This window comes from Streptomyces sp. NPDC005070 (genome assembly GCF_053600395.1).
This window is the reverse complement of sequence record NZ_JBSFZS010000057.1, coordinates 22,946-42,020: the sequence shown is the minus strand read 5'-3', so window position 1 is coordinate 42,020 and position 19,075 is coordinate 22,946. Positions and strand designations below refer to the sequence as shown.

At 71.8% G+C, this 19,075-nt stretch carries 17 protein-coding genes; 10 read left to right on the top strand and 7 right to left on the bottom strand.

What is annotated here, in order from left to right:
- Positions 1 to 83 precede the first annotated feature (83 nt).
- Together ACWEBX_RS20665 and ACWEBX_RS20660 are read left to right on the top strand one after the other, a co-directional pair.
- Positions 84 to 1,472 carry an aldehyde dehydrogenase family protein gene (locus ACWEBX_RS20665; RefSeq protein ID WP_451886285.1) on the top strand — a complete coding sequence of 463 codons (1,389 nt, stop codon included), beginning with the start codon at positions 84 to 86 and terminating at the stop codon, positions 1,470 to 1,472.
- A gap of 10 nt (positions 1,473 to 1,482) precedes the next feature.
- Positions 1,483 to 2,565: a Zn-dependent alcohol dehydrogenase gene (locus tag ACWEBX_RS20660; RefSeq protein WP_451886284.1), complete on the top strand. Its 1,083-nt coding sequence runs from the start codon at positions 1,483 to 1,485 to the stop codon at positions 2,563 to 2,565.
- Positions 2,566 to 2,658: 93 nt separating this feature from the next.
- On the opposite strand, the gene ACWEBX_RS20655 is transcribed toward ACWEBX_RS20660, so the two are convergent.
- Both ACWEBX_RS20655 and ACWEBX_RS20650 read right to left on the bottom strand, forming a co-directional pair.
- Positions 2,659 to 3,726: a DMT family transporter gene (locus ACWEBX_RS20655; RefSeq protein WP_451886283.1), complete on the bottom strand. Its 1,068-nt coding sequence runs from the start codon at positions 3,724 to 3,726 to the stop codon at positions 2,659 to 2,661.
- A gap of 205 nt (positions 3,727 to 3,931) precedes the next feature.
- Entirely contained in the window at positions 3,932 to 4,573 is a 642-nt protein-coding gene (locus ACWEBX_RS20650; protein ID WP_451886282.1) for a TetR/AcrR family transcriptional regulator, read from the bottom strand.
- Positions 4,574 to 4,662: 89 nt separating this feature from the next.
- Between ACWEBX_RS20650 and ACWEBX_RS20645 the strand changes: the two genes are divergently transcribed.
- The 3 genes from ACWEBX_RS20645 to ACWEBX_RS20635 all read left to right on the top strand — a co-directional run bounded on the left by ACWEBX_RS20645 (position 4,663) and on the right by ACWEBX_RS20635 (position 6,854).
- Complete coding sequence (locus ACWEBX_RS20645) at positions 4,663 to 5,814, top strand: acyl-CoA dehydrogenase family protein (protein ID WP_451886281.1); 1,152 nt, start codon at positions 4,663 to 4,665, stop codon at positions 5,812 to 5,814.
- 65 nt (positions 5,815 to 5,879) lie between these two features.
- Positions 5,880 to 6,134: a YiaA/YiaB family inner membrane protein gene (locus ACWEBX_RS20640; RefSeq protein ID WP_382789340.1), complete on the top strand. Its 255-nt coding sequence runs from the start codon at positions 5,880 to 5,882 to the stop codon at positions 6,132 to 6,134.
- A gap of 93 nt (positions 6,135 to 6,227) precedes the next feature.
- A complete protein-coding gene (locus ACWEBX_RS20635) occupies positions 6,228 to 6,854 on the top strand; it encodes a TetR/AcrR family transcriptional regulator (RefSeq protein ID WP_451886280.1) in 627 nt (208 codons plus the stop codon).
- Between the two features lie 30 nt (positions 6,855 to 6,884).
- Here the strand turns inward: ACWEBX_RS20635 and ACWEBX_RS20630 are convergent, their stop codons facing one another.
- Complete coding sequence (locus tag ACWEBX_RS20630) at positions 6,885 to 7,346, bottom strand: MaoC family dehydratase (protein WP_355773332.1); 462 nt, start codon at positions 7,344 to 7,346, stop codon at positions 6,885 to 6,887.
- Positions 7,347 to 7,452: 106 nt separating this feature from the next.
- Between ACWEBX_RS20630 and soxR the strand changes: the two genes are divergently transcribed.
- Entirely contained in the window at positions 7,453 to 8,004 is a 552-nt protein-coding gene (gene soxR, locus ACWEBX_RS20625; RefSeq protein WP_451886279.1) for a redox-sensitive transcriptional activator SoxR, read from the top strand.
- A gap of 16 nt (positions 8,005 to 8,020) precedes the next feature.
- Here soxR and ACWEBX_RS20620 read toward each other — a convergent pair whose 3' ends face one another.
- Together ACWEBX_RS20620 and ACWEBX_RS20615 are read right to left on the bottom strand one after the other, a co-directional pair.
- On the bottom strand, positions 8,021 to 9,127 hold the full coding sequence (locus ACWEBX_RS20620) for an RNA ligase (ATP) (RefSeq protein WP_451886278.1): 1,107 nt from the start codon (positions 9,125 to 9,127) through the stop codon (positions 8,021 to 8,023).
- A 157-nt stretch (positions 9,128 to 9,284) separates the two neighbouring features.
- Complete coding sequence (locus ACWEBX_RS20615) at positions 9,285 to 9,887, bottom strand: hypothetical protein (protein WP_451886277.1); 603 nt, start codon at positions 9,885 to 9,887, stop codon at positions 9,285 to 9,287.
- A 296-nt stretch (positions 9,888 to 10,183) separates the two neighbouring features.
- Between ACWEBX_RS20615 and ACWEBX_RS20610 the strand changes: the two genes are divergently transcribed.
- Entirely contained in the window at positions 10,184 to 12,976 is a 2,793-nt protein-coding gene (locus ACWEBX_RS20610) for a penicillin acylase family protein (RefSeq protein ID WP_451886276.1), read from the top strand.
- Between the two features lie 78 nt (positions 12,977 to 13,054).
- Here the strand turns inward: ACWEBX_RS20610 and ACWEBX_RS20605 are convergent, their stop codons facing one another.
- Both ACWEBX_RS20605 and ACWEBX_RS20600 read right to left on the bottom strand, forming a co-directional pair.
- Positions 13,055 to 14,377: a serine-threonine protein kinase gene (locus ACWEBX_RS20605; protein ID WP_451886275.1), complete on the bottom strand. Its 1,323-nt coding sequence runs from the start codon at positions 14,375 to 14,377 to the stop codon at positions 13,055 to 13,057.
- Between the two features lie 123 nt (positions 14,378 to 14,500).
- Positions 14,501 to 15,748 carry an exo-beta-N-acetylmuramidase NamZ family protein gene (locus tag ACWEBX_RS20600; RefSeq protein ID WP_451886274.1) on the bottom strand — a complete coding sequence of 416 codons (1,248 nt, stop codon included), beginning with the start codon at positions 15,746 to 15,748 and terminating at the stop codon, positions 14,501 to 14,503.
- A 214-nt stretch (positions 15,749 to 15,962) separates the two neighbouring features.
- On the opposite strand from ACWEBX_RS20600, the gene ACWEBX_RS20595 reads away from it, so the two are divergent.
- From ACWEBX_RS20595 to ACWEBX_RS20585, 3 genes are all read left to right on the top strand, one after another.
- The gene (locus ACWEBX_RS20595) at positions 15,963 to 16,727 is read left to right on the top strand and encodes an SDR family oxidoreductase (RefSeq protein WP_451886273.1); all 765 of its coding nucleotides are present in this window, start codon (positions 15,963 to 15,965) and stop codon (positions 16,725 to 16,727) included.
- Positions 16,724 to 18,394, top strand: coding sequence for a class I adenylate-forming enzyme family protein (locus tag ACWEBX_RS20590; protein WP_451886272.1), 1,671 nt, complete (start codon positions 16,724 to 16,726; stop codon positions 18,392 to 18,394). The genes ACWEBX_RS20595 and ACWEBX_RS20590 overlap by 4 nt, the downstream gene beginning before the upstream one ends.
- A 74-nt stretch (positions 18,395 to 18,468) precedes the next feature.
- Positions 18,469 to 19,062 (top strand): TetR/AcrR family transcriptional regulator, encoded by a 594-nt coding sequence (locus ACWEBX_RS20585; protein WP_328454182.1) that lies wholly within the window; start codon positions 18,469 to 18,471, stop codon positions 19,060 to 19,062.
- Positions 19,063 to 19,075: the final 13 nt, after the last annotated feature.

Genomic DNA, 19,075 nt, shown 5'->3' with positions numbered 1-19,075 from the left:
TGCGGAAGGTCACCCTGGCGCCGCAAAACTATCATCGCTAGTTTAGGGTCCGGACGACGCTGCCCCCGCCCGGGAGGAACACGATGAAGGCACATGACGGCATGTACATCGACGGGGCGTGGCGCCCCGCCGCCGGACGGGACACGATCGAGGTCGTGAACCCGGTCGACGAGCAGGTGATCGGCCACGTCCCGGCGGGCACGGCCCTGGACGTCGACACCGCCGTACGCGCCGCGCGTGCCGCGTTCCCCGGCTGGGCCGCCACCCCGCCCGCCGAGCGGGCCGCCCGCCTCACCGCCCTCAGGGACGTCCTGGCCGCCCGCAAGGACGAGATCGCCGAGACCGTCACCGCCGAGCTGGGAGCGCCGCTCGCGTTCTCCCAGGCCGTGCACGCGGGCGTCCCGGTGCTGGTCGCCGGTTCCTACGCCGAGCTGGCGGCGGCGTACGCCTTCGAGGAGAAGGTCGGCAACTCGACCGTCTACCAGGAGCCCGTCGGCGTCGTCGGCGCGATCACGCCCTGGAACTACCCGCTGCACCAGATCGTCGCCAAGGTCGCCCCCGCGCTCGCCGCCGGCTGCACGGTGGTGCTGAAGCCCGCCGAGGACACCCCGCTCACCGCCCAGCTCTTCGCCGAGGCCGTGGCCGAGGCGGGCGTCCCGGCCGGTGTCTTCAACCTCGTCACCGGCCTCGGCCCGGTCGCGGGCCAGGCGCTCGCCGAGCACCCGGACGTCGACCTGGTCTCCTTCACCGGCTCCACGGCGGTCGGCCGGCGGATCGGCGCGACCGCGGGCGCCGCCGTCAAGCGCGTCGCCCTCGAACTCGGCGGCAAGTCCGCCAACGTCATCCTGCCGAGCGCCGACCTCGCCAAGGCCGTGAACGTCGGCGTCGCCAACGTGATGTCCAACTCCGGCCAGACGTGCAGCGCCTGGACCCGCATGCTGGTCCCCGCCGAGCGCTACGACGAGGCGGTCGAGCTCGCCGCGGCCGCCGCCGCGAAGTACGGCGGCCGCATCGGACCCGTCGTCAACGCCAAGCAGCGGGACCGGGTGCGCGGTTACATCGAGAAGGGCGTCGCCGAGGGCGCGCGGCTCGTCGCGGGCGGGGCCGAATCCCCGCGCGAGCAGGGCTACTTCGTCAGCCCCACCGTCTTCGCCGACGTCACCGAGCGGATGACGATCGCGCAGGAGGAGATCTTCGGACCGGTCCTGTCGATCCTGCGCTACGAGGACGAGGAGGACGCCCTGCGGATCGCCAACGGCACCGTTTACGGGCTCGCGGGCGCGGTGTGGGCGGGCGAGGAGTCCGAGGCGGTCGCCTTCGCACGGCGGCTCGACACCGGCCAGGTCGACATCAACGGCGGACGCTTCAACCCCCTCGCCCCCTTCGGGGGTTACAAGCAGTCGGGCGTGGGGCGCGAACTCGGCGCCCACGGCCTGTCCGAGTACCTCCAGACCAAGTCCCTCCAGTTCTAGGAGCGTTCACGTGGTTCGCGCCGCCGTCCTTCCCGCCGTGGGTGCCCCGCTGGAGATCGCCGAGATCGAACTCCCCGATCCCGGACCGGGCCAGGTCCGGGTGAGACTCGCCGCCGCCGGGGTCTGCCACTCCGACCTGTCCCTGACCAACGGCACCATGCGGGTCCCGGTGCCCGCCGTGCTCGGCCACGAGGGCGCCGGCACCGTCGTCGCCGTCGGCGAGGGCGTCGGTCAGGTCGCCCCCGGCTCCCCTGTCGTCCTCAACTGGGCTCCCTCCTGCGGCCGTTGTCACGCCTGCTCGCTGGGCGAGGTGTGGCTGTGCGCCGACGCGCTCACCGGCGCGGGATCCGTGTACGCCCGCCGCGCCTCCGACGGGAGCGATCTGCATCCCGGCCTGAACGTCGCCGCGTTCGCGGAGGAGACGGTGGTGCCCGTCTCCTGCGTCCTGCCCGCCCCGGACGGCATCCCGCTCACCGAGGCCGCCCTGCTCGGCTGCGCCGTCCTCACCGGCTACGGCGCCGTCCACCATTCCGCCCAGGTCCAGCCGGGCGAGAGCGTCGCCGTGTTCGGGGCCGGCGGGGTCGGGCTCGCCGCCCTGCAGGCCGCCCGGATCGCGGGCGCCTCGAAGATCGTCGCCGTGGACGTCTCGCCCCGGAAGGAGTCCCTCGCCCGTGAGGCCGGAGCCACCGACTACGTCGTCGCCTCCGACACCACCGCCCGCGACATCCGCGCCCTGACCGGCGGTCACGGCGTCGACGTCGCCGTCGAGTGCGTCGGCCGCGCCGTCACCATCCGTACCGCCTGGGAGTCGACCCGGCGCGGTGGCCGCACCACCGTCGTCGGCATCGGCGGCAAGGACCAGCAGGTCACCTTCAACGCCCTGGAGATCTTCCACTGGGGCAGGACCCTCGCCGGCTGCGTGTACGGCAACTCCGACCCGGCACGCGATCTCCCGATGCTCGCCGAGCACGTACGCGCGGGCCGGCTGGACCTCGGCGGCCTGGTCACCGACCGCATCGCCCTGGACGGCATCCCTGCGGCCTTCGACAACATGATCGCGGGCAAGGGGGGCCGGGCGCTGGTGGTCTTCTAGCCCCGTCTTCCGGAGGCGGTCGTCCCCGCCGCCTGCGGCCGAGGTTCGCGGGCCGCCTCGGAAGGACGCGAGAGTCCCCGGGGCGGCCCGCGATCAGGCCTGTTCGGTCCGGCTTCCCGCCTCCGTGCCCGTGGTGGGCGCCGGAGCGCCGGCCGGAGCCGGAGCCGCGCCCGCGGTCGGGTCCGGCGCGGGTGTCGCACCGGACCCGTCGGCCGTCCCGGCGGCGGCACCCGGCACGGCCGGCTGCGCCGGAGCCGGTTCCCGGCGCGGCCGGGAGCGCGACACCGCCACACCCGCCAGACACAGCACCCCGCCGGCCAGTGTCAGCAGCCCCGGGACCTCGTCGAGGAAGAGCCAGGACATCAGGACGACCAGGGCGGGCACCGCGTACGTCGTCGCGCCCATACGGCTCGCACTCGTCCGGGACAGGGCGTAGGCCCAGGTCGTGAAGGCCAGCGCGGTCGGGAAGACGCCCAGATAGACCATGTCGAGCGTCGCGGAGACCGGGGCGGCGGCCGCGTCGTGGACGAGCTGTCCCGCGAACGGCAGGCACACCACCGCCCCGACGAGACAGCCGTACGTCGTCACCTGGAGCACGCTCGCCCGCCCGAGCGCCGGCTTCTGCGCGACGACCCCCGCGGCGTACGCGACGGCGGCGAGCAGACACAGGACCACCCCGAGCACCGACGAACCGCCGCCGCCGGACATCGACAGCCCCACCGCGACCGCGCCCGCGAACGACACCGCCATGCCGGCCAGCAGCCGCGGCGGCATCGCGTCCCCCAGCAGCCGGGCCCCGAGCAGCGCGATCAGGATCGGGCCGATGTTCACGACCAGCGCCGCCGTACCGGCGTCCACCTGCTGCTCGCCCCAGTTCAGGGCGACCATGTAGAAGCCGAACCACAGCACCCCGGATATCGCGATGCCGCGCCAGGCACCGCGCGGCGGCAGCCCCTCACCCCGTACGACGCACACGGCACCGAGCACCAGGGCTCCGGCCAGCAGCCGTCCGAGCGCCAGCGCGCCGGGCGAGTACGCGGCGCCCGCGCTGCGGATCGCGACGAAGGCGGAGGCCCACAGCCCGACGGTGACGGTCGCCGCACCGGCGGCGAGCAAGTGGGCGCGCCGCCCGGGCGGCGCTACGGGGGAGGTGTTCATCATGCTCCTGAGGCTAGGCGGGTCACCGGCGTCCGGGCTCGCGAATTTCGGACGCGCAGGTCGGCGCGGGTCCGTGCCCGGGTCCGATGCCGGGTCCGTGCCTGGGTCCGTGCCTGGGTCCGATCCCGGTCCGATCCCGGAGCCGACCCCGGTGGCCGGCACGGGGCCGAGTCGGAGGCGTGCCGGGTGCCGCCGGAGACCGCCCCGCTCAGGCTTCCCGGGCCAGTGCCGCGTACTGCACCGCGAGGCCGTCCAGCAGGGCGACGAGTCCCGTCTCGAAGGCCCGCTCGTCGATCTTCTCCTGCTGGTCGGCGAGGAGGTGCGCCTGTCCCAGATGGGGGTAGTCCGCCGGGTCGTAGGCGCTCTCGTCGTCCACGAAGCCGCCGGCGAAGGAGCCCAGCGCGGACCCCATGATGAAGTACCGCATCAGTGCCCCGATCGAGGTGGCCTGAGCCGGCGGCCAGCCCGCCGCGACCATGGCGCCGAACACGGCGTCCGCGAGCCGGAGTCCGGCCGGTCTGCGGCCCGGCCCGCGCGCGAGGACCGGGACGATGTTCGGGTGGTCGCGCAGGGCCGCGCGGTAGGAGACGGCCCAGTCGTGCAGCGCGGTCCGCCAGTCGCGGCCGTCCTCGAACATCGACAGCTCGACCTGCGCGCTCACCGAGTCCGCGACCGCCTCCAGGATCTGGTCCTTGGTGCCGAAGTGGTTGTAGAGGGAGGGCCCGCTCACTCCCAGTTCCGCCGCGAGCCGGCGCGTCGAGACGGCCGCGAGGCCCTCGGCGTCCACCAGTGCCCGTGCCGTCTCGACGATGCGGTCGGTGCTGAGGAGGGGCTTGCGCGGTCGGGCCATGGCGCACATAGTAGGGCTGCACCATGAAACTAGCAGTGCTAATTTAAATGTTCGGCATTCAAAGTCCGCTATCTGTGGGGTGACCCGGCATGAACCTTGGGCTCAGCGATGAGCAGACCGCCGTCCGGCAGCTCGCCAAGGACTTCGTGCACCGCGAGATCGCCCCGCACGTCGTCGCGTGGGACCGCGCGGAGGACGTCGACCGGTCCATCGTGAAGAAGCTCGGTGAGGTCGGCTTCCTCGGCCTCACCATCGACGAGGAGTACGGCGGCAGCGGCGGCGACCACCTCGCGTACTGCCTGGTCACCGAGGAGCTCGGGCGCGGGGACTCCTCCGTGCGCGGGATCGTCTCCGTCTCGCTCGGGCTCGTCGCCAAGTCGATCGCCGCCTGGGGGAGCGAGGAGCAGAAGAGGCGCTGGCTGCCGGGGCTGACCTCCGGCGAGTACGTCGGCTGCTTCGGGCTCACCGAGCCGGGGACCGGCTCCGACGCGGGACAGCTCTCGACCCGCGCCGTGCGCGACGGCGACGACTACGTCATCAACGGCAGCAAGGTGTTCATCACGAACGGCACCTGGGCCGATGTCGTGCTGCTCTTCGCCCGCTCCACCGACGCCCCGGGCCACAAGGGTGTCTCCGCCTTCCTCGTGCCCACCGACACCCCCGGTCTGACCCGCCGCACGATTCACGGCAAGCTCGGGCTGCGCGGCCAGGCCACCGCCGAACTCGCCCTCGAGGACGTTCGCGTGCCGGCGAGCGCCATGATGGCGCCCGAGGGCAAGGGCTTCAGCGTGGCCATGTCGGCGCTCGCGAAGGGCCGGATGTCGGTGGCCGCGGGCTGCGTCGGCATCGCTCAGGCCGCCCTCGACGCGGCGGTGGCCTACGCGACCGAGCGGGAGCAGTTCGGGAAGACGATCGCCCACCATCAGCTCGTCCAGGAGCTGATCAGCGACATCGCCGTCGACGTGGACGCGGCGCGGCTGCTGACCTGGCGGGTCGCCGATCTCGTGGACCGCGGACTGCCGTTCGCGACCGAGTCCTCCAAGGCCAAGCTCTTCGCCTCCGAGGCGGCCGTGCGCGCGGCGAACAACGCCCTCCAGGTCTTCGGCGGCTACGGCTACATCGACGAGTACCCGGTCGGCAAACTGCTGCGCGACGCCCGGGTGATGACCCTCTACGAAGGCACCAGCCAGATACAGAAACTGGTCATCGGACGTGCCCTGACGGGTGTCTCGGCGTTCTGACCCTGAGTACGTGCCTGAGTACGACGGCGGATGTGGCGGCGGCCACGTCCGCCGATCCTTGTCCCATGACCGAGACACCCGTCAAACAGCAGAACACGGCCGCCTTCTACGGACAGGCCGTGGCCTCCTTCTCCGTCGCCATGGCCGCCACCGCGCTCGGCATCTTCAAGCTCCAGGCCGACGCCTGGGTGCGGGGCTTCCTGGCCATCGCCGTCCTCTATCTGGTGACGTCCTCCTTCACCCTGGCCAAGGTGATCCGCGACCGCCAGGACGGCGGCCGTCCCGGCGGCCGGGTCTACGACCCCTTTGAGAAGCTCTGATCCGGGCGCGACCCGGACCCGGCCGGCGCTAAGCGCCCGCTCAGGTTCGGAGGTATGGTGTTCACCCTGTCAGTGGAGAAGGGGCGAACAGCGATGAGTACGGCGCAGGAGACGTCCGGCGGCGAGATGCAGCCGTGGGCCGAGGTGACCCCGGACGCGGCGCGGCGGCTGCTGATCGCCGCGGTGGAGGCCTTCGCGGAGCGCGGGTACCACGCGACGACCACCCGGGACATCGCGGGCCGCGCGGGCATGAGCCCGGCCGCGCTGTACATCCACTACAAGACCAAGGAAGAGCTGCTCCACCGGATCAGCCGCATCGGCCACGACAAGGCGCTCGACATCGTGCGCACCGCCGCGGAGGCCGAGGGCACGCCGGCCGAACGGCTCTCCGACGCCGTGCGGTCCTTCGTCCGGTGGCACGCGGGCCAGCACACCACCGCCCGGGTGGTCCAGTACGAGCTGGAGGCCCTCGGGCCCGACGCCCGCGCGGAGATCATCGCGCTGCGCCGGGAGGTCGACGCGGAGGTCCGCGGCATCATCCAGGACGGTGTCGCGACCGGCGAGTTCGACGTCCCGGACGTCCCCGGCACCACCGTCGCCGTGCTGTCCCTGTGCATCGACGTGGCCCGCTGGTTCAACGTCGAGGGCCCCCGCACGCCGGACGAGGTCGGTGCGCTGTACGCCGACCTGGTCCGGCGGATGGTGGGCTTCAAGGCATAGCCCGGGCCTGTTCCGGCCCGGGCCGCGGTGTCAGAGGTAGTAGCGGGAGACCGACTCCGCGACGCACACGGGCTTGTCGCCGCCCTCGCGTTCCACGGTGAAGGCGAGGGAGACCTGTACACCGCCGGGCACGTCGTCCACCGCGGTGATCGTCCCGGTGGCGCGCAGCCGCGAGCCGACCGGGACCGGCGCGGGGAAACGGACCTTGTTCGTCCCGTAGTTGACGCCCATCCGCACGCCCTCGACGCCGATGAGCTGCGGGCCGAAGAGCGGCAGCAGCGACAGGGTGAGATAGCCGTGCGCGATCGTCGTGCCGAACGGACCCGCCGCGGCCTTCTCCGGATCGACGTGGATCCACTGGTGGTCGCCGGTGGCCTCCGCGAAGAGGTCGATGCGCTTCTGCTCGATCTCGACCCAGTCCGTGTATCCAAGCTGCTCGCCCACGGCGCCCCGCAGTTCCTCGACGGTCGCGAACGTCCTCGGCTCTGCCATGTCCCTGGCCTCCCGCATCTCATTGTCTAAGCGACTGCTTAGCATGGTCGGCCGGGCGGCGCATGTCAACGGACCGGACGGGTGGCGCGGTAGGTAGGTTGGGGGAGTGCCCCAGATCCCCGAGACGGTCCACGAGCTGACCGTCGGACAGTTGTCGGCCCGCAGCGGCGCGGCCGTCTCCGCCCTGCACTTCTACGAGTCCAAGGGCCTGATCTCCAGCCGCCGCACCTCGGGCAACCAGCGCCGCTACCACCGTGACGCGCTGCGCCGTGTCGCCTTCGTCCGGGCCGCCCAGCGCGTCGGCATCCCGCTCGCCACGATCCGGGAGGCGCTGGCCGAACTCCCGGAGGAGCGCACCCCGACGCGCGAGGACTGGGCCCGGTTGTCCCGGGCCTGGCGCTCCGAACTCGACGAGCGCATCAGGCAACTCGGCCGGCTGCGCGACCATCTCACGGACTGCATCGGCTGCGGCTGCCTCTCCCTGGAGACCTGTGTGCTCTCCAACCCCGACGACGTCCTCGGCGAGCGCCGGGCCGGCTCCCGGCTCATGGCGGAGCCGGCCGGCGCGGGGCCGGCGCCGGCCCCGCGGGAGCGGAGAGCGGCGCCGGCGTGCGAACCCGGGCCGCGCGGGGAACCGGCGGCGGGGGACTGCCGCTGACGTCCGGTGGCCGCGCTTACTCGTACTCCGTGCCGCCCTTGCGGGTCAGGTAGGCCGGGCTGACCGCCTTCGCTATGGCCCGTCCGCCCGTCACCGGGCTGTACCGCTCGGCGGCGGTGAAGGTCCCCTCCGGCCCGTCGGGGGCGGGAGCGCCGGGGCGGATCACGACGCCCTCGCGCAGGTGCAGGGCGCGGCCGGACACGGTCTCCCGGCCGGAGGCGATCTCCAGGACGCGTTCGACGTCGTACGGCCCCTCGTACAGCCTTGGTACGAGCGGGAGTTCATCCGCCAGCAGCTCCTGCGCGTCCAGCCAGCGGACCTCGCCGTCGATCTCCGCGGACACGTCGAAGACGGCGTAGCCGATGGTCTCGCGGCGGCCGTCGGCGCCGTACGACAGGTCCTGCACACCGGCCCCGTACACCTCGCCGAAGATGCCGACGCGGCGCGCGCCGAGGCGTCCGGCGATCCGGGCGGCGGCCTCCGCGACACCGTGTCCGTGCACCGCGCGCCAGTACAGATTGCGCGGATCCTCCTTCAGCGCCAGGGACTTGGCGCCGAAGCCCTTCGAGGACACATGGACGCGGTCCTCGTCGGCGAGGTAGGTCAGCAGGCAGGCCGAACCGTGCAGCTTCTCCGTCACGACGACGGGCTCGCCCGGGGTGAAGATGTCCGGGTAGCGCTGGATGTTCTCGATGTCGACCCAGGGCAGCAGATCGGGCGCCGCCTCCACGTCGCCGTTCATCGTGGGCGGGATCGGCGGGACCCATTTCACGATGCCGAGGAACTCCGCGAAGTCCGTGCCCTCGGCGGCGGCCCGCGCGAGGTCCACGTCCGCCAGTGCCTTGGGGCGGCACACGATCCCCTGCGACAGCTCGCCGCGCAGCCGCACCGCCCTGACCCGGTCCGCCGAACTGCCCGCCAGACGCCCCGTCAGCCCCAGCTCCTCGATGAGCGGGGCCGGCAGCACGGACTGCTCCGGGATGTAGAGCGCCCACTCGCCGGTGCGGTACGCGCCCTTGGCGACCACGGCCCGGTACAGCCCCACCTGGGCCAGTTCGAGCGCGTCGGCGTTCGGATGCTCGTGGACGGTCAGCACTTCGGCGGTGACGCGCAGCGTCGACATGGGGGACTCCTCGGGTTGCTCAGCCGTGTTTCATCGCCCCCAACTGTCCGGCGGAGAAACGGCTGGAACCAGTGGATTTCCTGCTGCTACCGTCGCCGCCCCGCGCTCGCGAAGTGCACCCGGCCGCGCGGGCGCGCCGCTCGGCCGGGCGGGGTGCTCACGCGGAGACGAGCAGCCGGCCGCGCCTGGCGCCGGCCAGCGCCTCCGGGGTCAGGACGGGCCGCGGCACCACGATTCCGCAGCTCGTGCAGACGGGGCCCGACGACGGTTCGTGGGCCAGGTCGTACATCCAGACGAGGCGCTCACCGGCGCACACGGGGCAGACGGTGCCCGGTGCGCGCTCCAGTGCCGCGATCAGCCGGCGCAGCATCTCGGCCAGTGGTTCATGGGGGTGGACACGGGGGTTGTCGCACCAGGCGACGCCGAAGCCGCCCCAGGTGAGCCGGTGCCAGTCGTCGACGGTGCCCGGCCTGCGCAGCCCGTCGTGCTTCTCCTTCTTGCGGCGCTTGGCGAACTCGACCTCGTAGGCGAGCCAGACGGAGCGGGCCTCCTCCAGTTCGTCCAGTGCGGCCACGAGCCGCGCCGGATCGGGGGAGCGGTCCTCGGGGTCGAACCCCGCCCGGGAGCACAGATGGTCCCAGGTCGCCCGATGCCCGTAAGGGGCGAATCTCTCCAGGCACTTGCGCAGTGAGTACCGCCGCAGTGCCAGATCACACCTCGGATCTCGCGCCTGTCTCGCCAGACTCCGGAAACCGGCCATCGTCCTGCACCTCCGTCACACCTGCACCTGTACTCCGGTCACTTCGGCGCCGTCCCGTACGGACGTCGTCGAGTAGACGTATCGACAAGCGATTCGGCTCCATCCAATTTTTCGACGACCCCCGTGAGCCACTCGCCGAGTGTCCTGAGCCCGCCTCCGTCACCGTCGGCCGGCCGCCCGCCGAATCTCCGGCGGGCCCTCGTTCACCGTGAATCCCAAAAACTGACGCATGTTCATCTTCACTACCGGGGATACCGGCGGTAACGTCCGGGCACCCCACGTCCGTAGGAGCTGACATGGCACCCAGCACCCCACGCACCACCTTGGACAGACTGAGAACTCCCCGCAGATTCCCCAAGTTCCTCAAGGCGGCATCCCTATGCGTGCTCATTGCCGGTCTTTTGTCGCCGCTTTCCCCGGCGGCAGCCGCGGACACCTCGGCCGCCGCGGCCGCGAACGACTACTGCGGCGGCCAGTGTTCGGACATCCTGCCGCCCGGTGAGAACGGCAACGCAACCCTCGCCCAGATCCTGCTCAACCAGGTCTTCGGCACCCAGCCCGGTCACGCCGAGGACCAGCTCGGCCTCTACGGCAACCTGCCCTCCGGCTACTCCACGCTCACCGACGCCAAGATCAACGACTTCTTCAACGACGCCTCCTTCGGCGTCGCCTCGGGCCAGGTCGAGTCGACCACCAAACCCGGCGGCCGCACGGACGTGACGATCGTCCGCGACAAGAAGACGGGCGTCCCGCACATCACCGGCACCACCCGCTACGGCACCGAGTACGGCGCCGGGTACGCCGCGGGCCAGGACCGGCTGTGGCTCATGGACGTCTTCCGGCACGTCGGACGCGGCCAGCTCACCAGCTTCGCCGGCGGCGCGCCCTCCAACCAGGGCCTGGAGCAGGAGTTCTGGCGCAGCGCGCCCTACACCGAGGCCGATCTGCAGGCCCAGATCGACAGCGCGACCAGCAAGGCCGGAGCCCGCGGCACCCAGGCCCTCGCCGACGCGAACGCCTACCTCGACGGCATCAACGCCTACATCGACGCCTCCGACAGCGGCCGCTACTTCCCCGGCGAATACGTCCTGACCGGCCACAAGGACTCCATCACCAACGCGGGCACCATCGACCACTTCAAGCTGACCGACCTGGTCGCGCTGGCATCCGTCATCGGCTCGCTCTTCGGCTCCGGAGGCGGCGGCGAGGTCAACAACGCCATCTCCCTGCTCGCCGCCCAGTCCAAGTACGGCGTCACCGAGGGCACCAAGGTCTGGGAGTCCTTCCGCGAGCGCAACGACCCGGAAGCCGCGCTCACCGTGCACAGCGGCGAGAGCTTCCCGTACGCCTCCAAGCCCGACAGCGCGCAGGGCCAGGCCCTGCCCGACGCCGGCTCGGTGACCCAGGAGCCGCTGGTCTACGACCGCACCGGCAGCGCGGCCACCGCGAGCGCCACCGGCGCCTCGGCGACCGCGGCCACGACCTCGCTCACCTCCGCCAAGCGCGGTATGTCCAACGCCCTCGTGGTGAGCGGCAAACACACCGCCAGTGGCCACCCGATCGCCGTCTTCGGCCCGCAGACCGGCTATTTCGCGCCACAGCTCCTCATGCTCCAGGAGATCCAGGGGCCCGGGATCAGCGCCCGCGGCGCCTCCTTCGCGGGCCTGAGCATGTACGTCGAACTCGGCCGCGGCCAGGACTACTCCTGGAGCGCGACGACCTCCGGCCAGGACATCATCGACACGTACGCCGTCGAACTGTGCCAGGACGACTACCACTACCTCTACCACGGCACCTGCACGGCGATGGACAAGGTCGAGCGGACCAACTCCTGGAAGCCGACCACCGCCGACGGCACCGCGGCCGGTTCGTACCGGATGCAGGTCTACCGGACCAAGTACGGGCCCGTCGAGTACCGCGCGACGGTGGGCGGCAAGAAGGTCGCGTACACCACCCTGCGCACCTCCTTCCTGCACGAGGCCGACTCGATCATCGGCTTCCAGATGCTCAACGACCCCGACTTCGTGAAGAGTCCGGCGACCTTCCAGAGCGCGGTGCAGAACATCAACTACACCTTCAACTGGTTCTACGCGGACTCGTCGCACACCGCCTACTACAACAGCGGGGACAACCCGGTGCGGGCGGGCGGGGTCGACGCTGAGTTCCCGGTGTGGGCGCAGTCCGCGTACGAGTGGCAGAACTGGGACCCGGCCACGAACACCGCCTCCTACACCCCGGCGTCCGCGCACCCCAACTCGGTGGACCAGGACTACTACATCTCCTGGAACAACAAGCAGGCCAAGGACTACACCACGGCGTCCTGGGGCGACGGCTCCGTGCACCGCGGGGACCTGCTGGAGGACCGGGTGTCCAAGCTCGTCGCGGCGGGCGGGGTGACCAGGTCCGCGCTGGTGAAGGCGATGGCCGACGCGGCACTCGCCGATCTGCGCGCCGAGGACGTGCTCCCCGGCCTGCTCAAGGTCGTCAACAGCTCACCGGTCACGGACACCACGGCCGCCGCGGCCGTGAGCAAGCTGTCCGCGTGGGTGACGGCGGGCGCCAGACGCAAGGAGACCTCGTCCGGTTCGCACACCTACGCCGACGCCGACGCGATCCGCATCCTGGACGCCTGGTGGCCGCTGCTGGTGAAGGCGGAGTTCCAGCCGGGGCTCGGCAGCGACCTCTACACCGCGTTCGGCAACAACCTCCCCGTCGACGAGGCGCCGTCCGCCGGACACGGACCGACCGGCTCGCACGCCGGAAGCTCCTTCCAGTACGGCTGGTGGAGCTATGTCGACAAGGACATCCGGAAGGTGCTCGGGGAGCCCGTACAGGGCGGCCTGTCGCAGACGTACTGCGGCGGGGGCAGCCTCACCGCCTGCCGGGACCTCCTGATCAGCTCGCTGAAGGAGGCGGCGGGCAAGACCGCGGCGACCGTCTACCCCGGGGACGACCAGTGCTCGGCGGGCGACCAGTGGTGCGCCGACTCGATCGTCCAGCGGACGCTCGGCGGCATCAAGCACGGCAAGATCACCTGGCAGAACCGGCCGACCTTCCAGCAGGTCGTCGAGTACACCTCGCACCGATGAGCACGAGCACACACCGGCGCCGGCGGAACCGCTCCTAGGGCACGCCCCAGGGCGGTTCGGCACCGAAGCGGCGGCGGGTCAGCGGACGCGGCCCGCCGCCAGCACCACCTGAGCCAGCTCACGATGGCAGATGTCGCTGTGCGCGCCCGCCGGGGCGCCGCCCCGGCGCACCACCGAGGCGGCGTCGACGTTCACGCACCCCGAGACCGGAAGCCGGGTGCGCAACGCCTCGGCGAGCGTGAACGACGTCGTCCCCGGCACCGCCTGCACCCCGTCGTGGCCCATCGCACCCCACTGCGCGCCGAGGGCACGGCCGATGCCGAAGTCCGCCACGACGGACCTGTCGTCCCCCGCCATCCGAGAAGCCAGCGGGTAGACCGTGCCGAGCGCCGAGTCGAAGTGGGAGTAGCAGCACACCAGCGGGCCGTCGATCCGGTGGTACTGGCCGTCCAGCACACCGCTCGCGCGCGGATCGTGGGGCAGCCGCGCGGCGAACGCGTAGTGCGAGAAGGCGCCTTGGAGCAGTGTCACCGACTTCACGGTGTGTACTCCGGGGGGCAGCCCGCGCAGCGCGAAGGAGACCAGCCGGCCGCCGAAGCTGTGCCCGACCAGGTGCACGCGCACATCGGGCGCCACCGCCGCGAGCCGGCCGACCGCCGGCCCGAGCCCGCGCTCGCCGACCGTGCCCGCGCGTCTCTTCATCGCGTAGTACGTCGCCTGGCGCAGCAGTTCGAGCGCCCCGTCCCACAGCCGGGGCAGCGCGAACGTCCCGGCGCCGGGGGCGTCCGTGCCGGCGAGAGCCCGCGCGAACTCGCCGCACACCGTCGCGGCGTCCCCGAAGAGCATCTCGGGATCGCTCTCCGGGACACCCTCCGCGAGGGTGTCCGCCGCGAAGGAGGTCTGCGGTCCCTGCGGCCGGACCTCGACGAGCAGCCGTACGAGACGGCCGAACTCCTCCAGCGAGGCTTCGTCGTCCGGCTGCTGGTCGAGCAGCCGGGCGATCTGCTCGACCACGGTGGCCCGGCCGGGGAACACCTCCAGGAGGGCGTGCCGGGTGTCCTTCCCGAGCGGCGAGGCGCTGTCCGGGACGAGCGAGGCGGCCACCGGCCGGGGGAAGTCCGGAATCGGTTCGTCCGAGAACCGCATCGAGGGCCAGACCACCCCCACGAATCCCAGGCGGGCGGCCGGCGCGAGGTCGGGAACCGGTGCGAAGAACTGGCTGAAGAGGCGGGTGGCCGTCGAACGGTCGCTGTTCCAGCCGTGCGTGAAGACGATCAGGTCGCGGACCTTTCGCCGCGGCACCTCCTCGAGCCACCGGTCCCGTTCTCGGCCGTCCACGTCACCGTCCGCGTCGAACGTCAGCTCCCAGTAGGGAGAAACACTCACTGCCGGTTCCGTCATGTCAGGCCCCCTGACCCCCGCGGGCGGTGCGATATGGGCGCATCGTCCACCCGGCGGGGAAAGTTGGCCATACATGACGACCTATCCGTCACGCATTCACTCGTTCGTGGAAGCGGCCCCGGCCTACTTGTAGCTGAGGTAGTGCTTCCGGACCGTGCGGAAGGCCTCCAGCTCGTCCTGCCAGGCCGCCACGACCTCGTCGGTCCCGGCGCCCGCGTCGATCATCGTGCGCACCAGCGTCGAGCCCGTCAGCTTGTCGATCCAGTTGTCGGAGCGCCAGGCGAAGCCGCTCCAGACCTTCTTCGCGGTCACCAGAAGGGCGATCCCGGTGCGGACGGGCTCGTACGCCGCCCGGTCGTGCACATGGATCTGGACGCCCCCGATGGTCTTTCCCTGGAACTTGGAGAAGGTGGGAGCGAAGTAGGCCTCTCTGAAGTGCACGCCGGGCAGGGCCAGTTCACCGGCCGTCGCCGCCCAGCGCCCGTCGACGCCCTCCGCGCCGAGCAGTTCGAATGGGCGCGTCGTGCCCCGGCCCTCCGACAGGTTCGTCCCCTCGAAGAGACAGGTCCCGGAGTACACCAGCGCGGTGTCCGCCGTCGGCATGTTCGGGCTCGGCGGCACCCAGGGCAGCCCCCAGGCGTCGTAGAACCGGTCGCGGCTCCAGCCCGACATGAGCACGGTGTCCAGTTCCACCGGCGCCGCCAGGAACTCCCCGTTGAAGAGCCGCGCCAGCTCCGCCACCGTCATCCCGTGCGCCTGCGCGATCGGCTGCCGCCCGACGAACGTCGCGAACTCCTTGTGCAGGACGGGCCCTTGGGCCGAACGCCCGGTGACCGGGTTCGGCCGGTCGAGGACCACGAACCGCTTCCCGGCGAGCTGCGCCGCCTCCATGCAGTCGTACAGCGTCCAGATGTACGTGTAGAAGCGTGCCCCCGCGTCCTGGATGTCGAAGACGACGGTGTCCACACCGGACGCCGTGAAGATGTCCGCGAGCGCTCGGCCGCTCTTCAGGTACGTGTCGTAGACGGGCAGCCCGGTCGCCGGATCGTCGTAGCGCCCCTCGGACCCGCCCGCCTGCGCGGTGCCCCGGAAACCGTGCTCGGGGCCGAAGACCGCCGTCAGGTCCACACGGGAGTCGGCGTGCATGACGTCGACGATGTGCCGGACGTCGCGGGTGACGCCCGTGGGGTTGGTGACGATGCCCACACGGCCGCCGTCGAGCAGGGCGTACCCGTCCCCGGCCAGACGCTCGAAACCGGTGCGCAGCCGGGCGCCGGCGTGCGCGGGCCGCTCCGCCGCCCCGGCGGGCAGGGGGGTCAGGGCGGCCGCGGCGGTGCCGGCCGCGAGCAGGGACCGTCGGGACATGCGCATGATGGGACCTCCGTGATCGCGGAAGGGGCACAGGCACGCTAAGGGCTCCGGGGGGAAGTTCGCAGGGGCCGGACACGGCCGGCCTGTGTGGACTCGTGGCGGACCTTGTGGCCGGACCGTCCGCGTGGCTGCCTGGAGCCCTTCCCTTGTTACATACCGACTGGTTAGTCTGGCGTCGCAGCAGAGCCGTGTCACGTCGCGTCGAAGGAGACCCGTGGTGGAAGCCATGCAGGGTGCGGGAGTCGTCGTCACCGGAGCGGGGGGCGGGATCGGGGCCGCGCTGGCCCGCCGCTTCGCCGCCGAGGGAGCGCGGGTCGTGGTCAACGACCTCGACGCCGCCAAGGTCAAGGCCGTGGCCGACGAGATCGGCGGCATCGCGGTCGTGGGCGACGCCTCCCGGATCGTGGCCGAGGCCCGCGACGCACTCGACGGCACCGTCGACGTCTACTGCGCGAACGCGGGAGTCGGCTCGGGCGGCTCCGAGGCGGCCGACGAGAGCGTGTGGGCCCTGGCCTGGGACGTCAACGTGATGGCCCATGTGCGCGCCGCCCAGGCGCTGCTCCCGGACTGGCTGGAGCGCGGCGGCGGCCGGTTCGTCTCGACGGTCTCGGCCGCCGGACTGCTCACGATGATCGGCGCCGCGCCCTACAGCGTCACCAAGCACGGCGCCTACGCGTTCGCCGAGTGGCTGTCCCTGACGTACCGCCACCGCGGTGTGAAGGTGCACGCGATCTGCCCGCAGGGCGTGCGCACCGACATGCTGGAGGCCACCGGCAGCGCCGGCGACCTGGTGCTCCAGCCCACCGCCATCGAGCCCGGGGCCGTCGCCGACGCGCTCATGAAGGGCATCGAGGAGGACCGCTTCCTGATCCTGCCGCACCCCGAGGTCGCCGGGTACTACCAGGCGCGCGCCGCCGACCCCGACCGCTGGATGACGAACATGAACCACCTCCAGCAGAAGTGGGAGACCACCGAGTGACCAGCTACGCCGACAAACCCTGGGTGGCCCTGCTCAGCGAGGCCCAGCGCGGCCCGGTGAACCCCGCCGACACCCTCGTGCACGCCCTCGCGGACGTGGTCGCGCACACCCCGGACCGCACCGCGCTCGCCTACTTCGACGGGCGGCTGAGCTACCGCGAGCTCGACGAGCTGAGCGACTCCGTGGCCGGACACCTCGCCGCCCAAGGCGTCGAACGGGGCGACCGCGTGGCGATCATGCTCCAGAACTCCCCGCACTTCGTGCTCGCCCTCCTCGGCGCGTGGAAGGCCGGCGCGACGGTCGTGCCCGTCAACCCCATGTACAAGTCCGGCGAGGTCCGGCACGTCCTGCACGACGCCGAGGTGGCCGCCCTCGTCTGCTCCGACCGCGCCTTCGACGCGTACCTGCGCGAGACCGCCGCCGACTCGCCCGTGCGCGTCGTCCTGACGGCCTGCGAGAAGGACCTCCAGACCCGGGACGACCCGCGCGTGCTGGCCTTCGAGCGGCTGCCGCTCGACGAGGCGGCCGACGACCTCCTCGCCGTCGCCCGGCAGGGCCACAAGGCTCCCGGAGACCGCTCCCTCGGCCCGTCCGACATCGCGCTGATCAGCTACACCTCGGGCACCAGCGGCACCCCCAAGGGAGCCACCAACACCCACGGCAACATCATGTACAACGCCGAGCGGCAGCGGACCGGCCTCGCGCTGCCCGAGGCGCCCGTGTACTTCGCGATGGCGCCGCTCTTCCACATCACCGGGATGGTCTGCCAGCTCGCCGCCTGCCTCGACAGCGCGGGCATGCTGGTCCTCGCGTACCGCTTCGAGTCCGGGGTCGTCCTCGACGCCTTCGCCGAACACCGGCCGCTCTACACCGTCGGCCCCTCGACCGCGTTCATGGCGCTGGCCGCCCACCCGGACGTCACGCCGGACCACTTCTCCTCGTTCGTGAACATCTCCTCCGGAGGGGCCCCGCTGCCGCCCGCCCTCGTCGAACGGTTCCGGGCCGGCTTCGGACCGTACATCCGCAACGGCTACGGGCTCACCGAGTGCACCGCGCCCTGCGCCTCCGTGCCGCCCGGCCTGGAGGCACCGGTGGACCCGGCCTCCGGCACCCTGGCCGTGGGCGTTCCCGGCCCGGACTCGGTCGTACGCATCGTCGACGACCTGGGCCGGGAGGTCCCCTTCGGAGAACAGGGCGAGATCCTCGTCCGCGGGCCGCAGGTCGTGCCCGGCTACTGGCGCCGCCCCGAAGCCACCGCCGAGACCTTCCCGGACGGCGAGCTGCACACCGGGGACATCGGCTTCATGGACGAGAACGGCTGGCTCTACGTCGTCGACCGGAAGAAGGACATGATCAACGCGTCCGGCTTCAAGGTCTGGCCGCGCGAGGTCGAGGACGTCCTGCACACCCACCCGGCGGTCCGCGAGGCGGCCGTCGTCGGGATCCCCGACGGCTACCGCGGGGAGACCGTCATGGCGTACATCAGCCTGCGCCCGGGAGCCACCGAGGACCCCGAAGCGCTGGCCGCGTACTGCAAGGAGAGACTGGCCGCCTACAAGTATCCCCGGCGGGTGGAGATCCTGCCCGAACTGCCGAAGACGGCGAGTGGGAAGATCCTTCGTCGGGAACTGCGTTCCCGGTCCCAGGACTCCCAAGACTCCCAGTAGTCTCCAGGACTCCCGCGGACGACGGACGCGGACGACGGACATCGATGTGAACGCACGGAAGGCAGGTGGCGGCAGTGCCCAGGACGACAGACGGTGACGGCACGCCCGTCCCGCAGCGGCTGCTCGCCGCCGCCACCCGGCTCTTCGCCGAGCAGGGCTACGACCGCACCTCGGTGCAGGAGATCGTCGAGGCGGCCGGCGTCACCAAGGGGGCGCTGTACCACTACTTCGGCTCCAAGGACGACCTCCTGCACGAGGTCTACGCACGCGTGCTGCGTCTCCAGCAGGAGCGGCTGGACGCCTTCGCGGACGCCGACGCGCCGGTCGAGGAGCGGCTGCGGCGAGCGGCGGCCGACGTGGTCGTCACGACCATCGACAACCTCGACGACGCGTCGATCTTCTTCCGGTCCATGCATCACCTCGGGCCCGAGAAGCTCAAGCAGGTGCGGTCCGAGCGGCGGCGCTATCACGAGCGGTTCCGCGCGCTGGTCGAGGAGGGCCAGAAGAAGGGGGTCTTCTCCACGGCCACCCCGGCGGACCTGGTCGTCGACTACCACTTCGGCTCGGTCCACCACCTGTCCACGTGGTACCGCCCCGACGGCCCCCTGGCCCCCCAGGAGGTCGCCGACCACCTGGCCGACCTCCTGCTGCGCGCCCTGCGCCCGTAGCGGACCGAAGCAC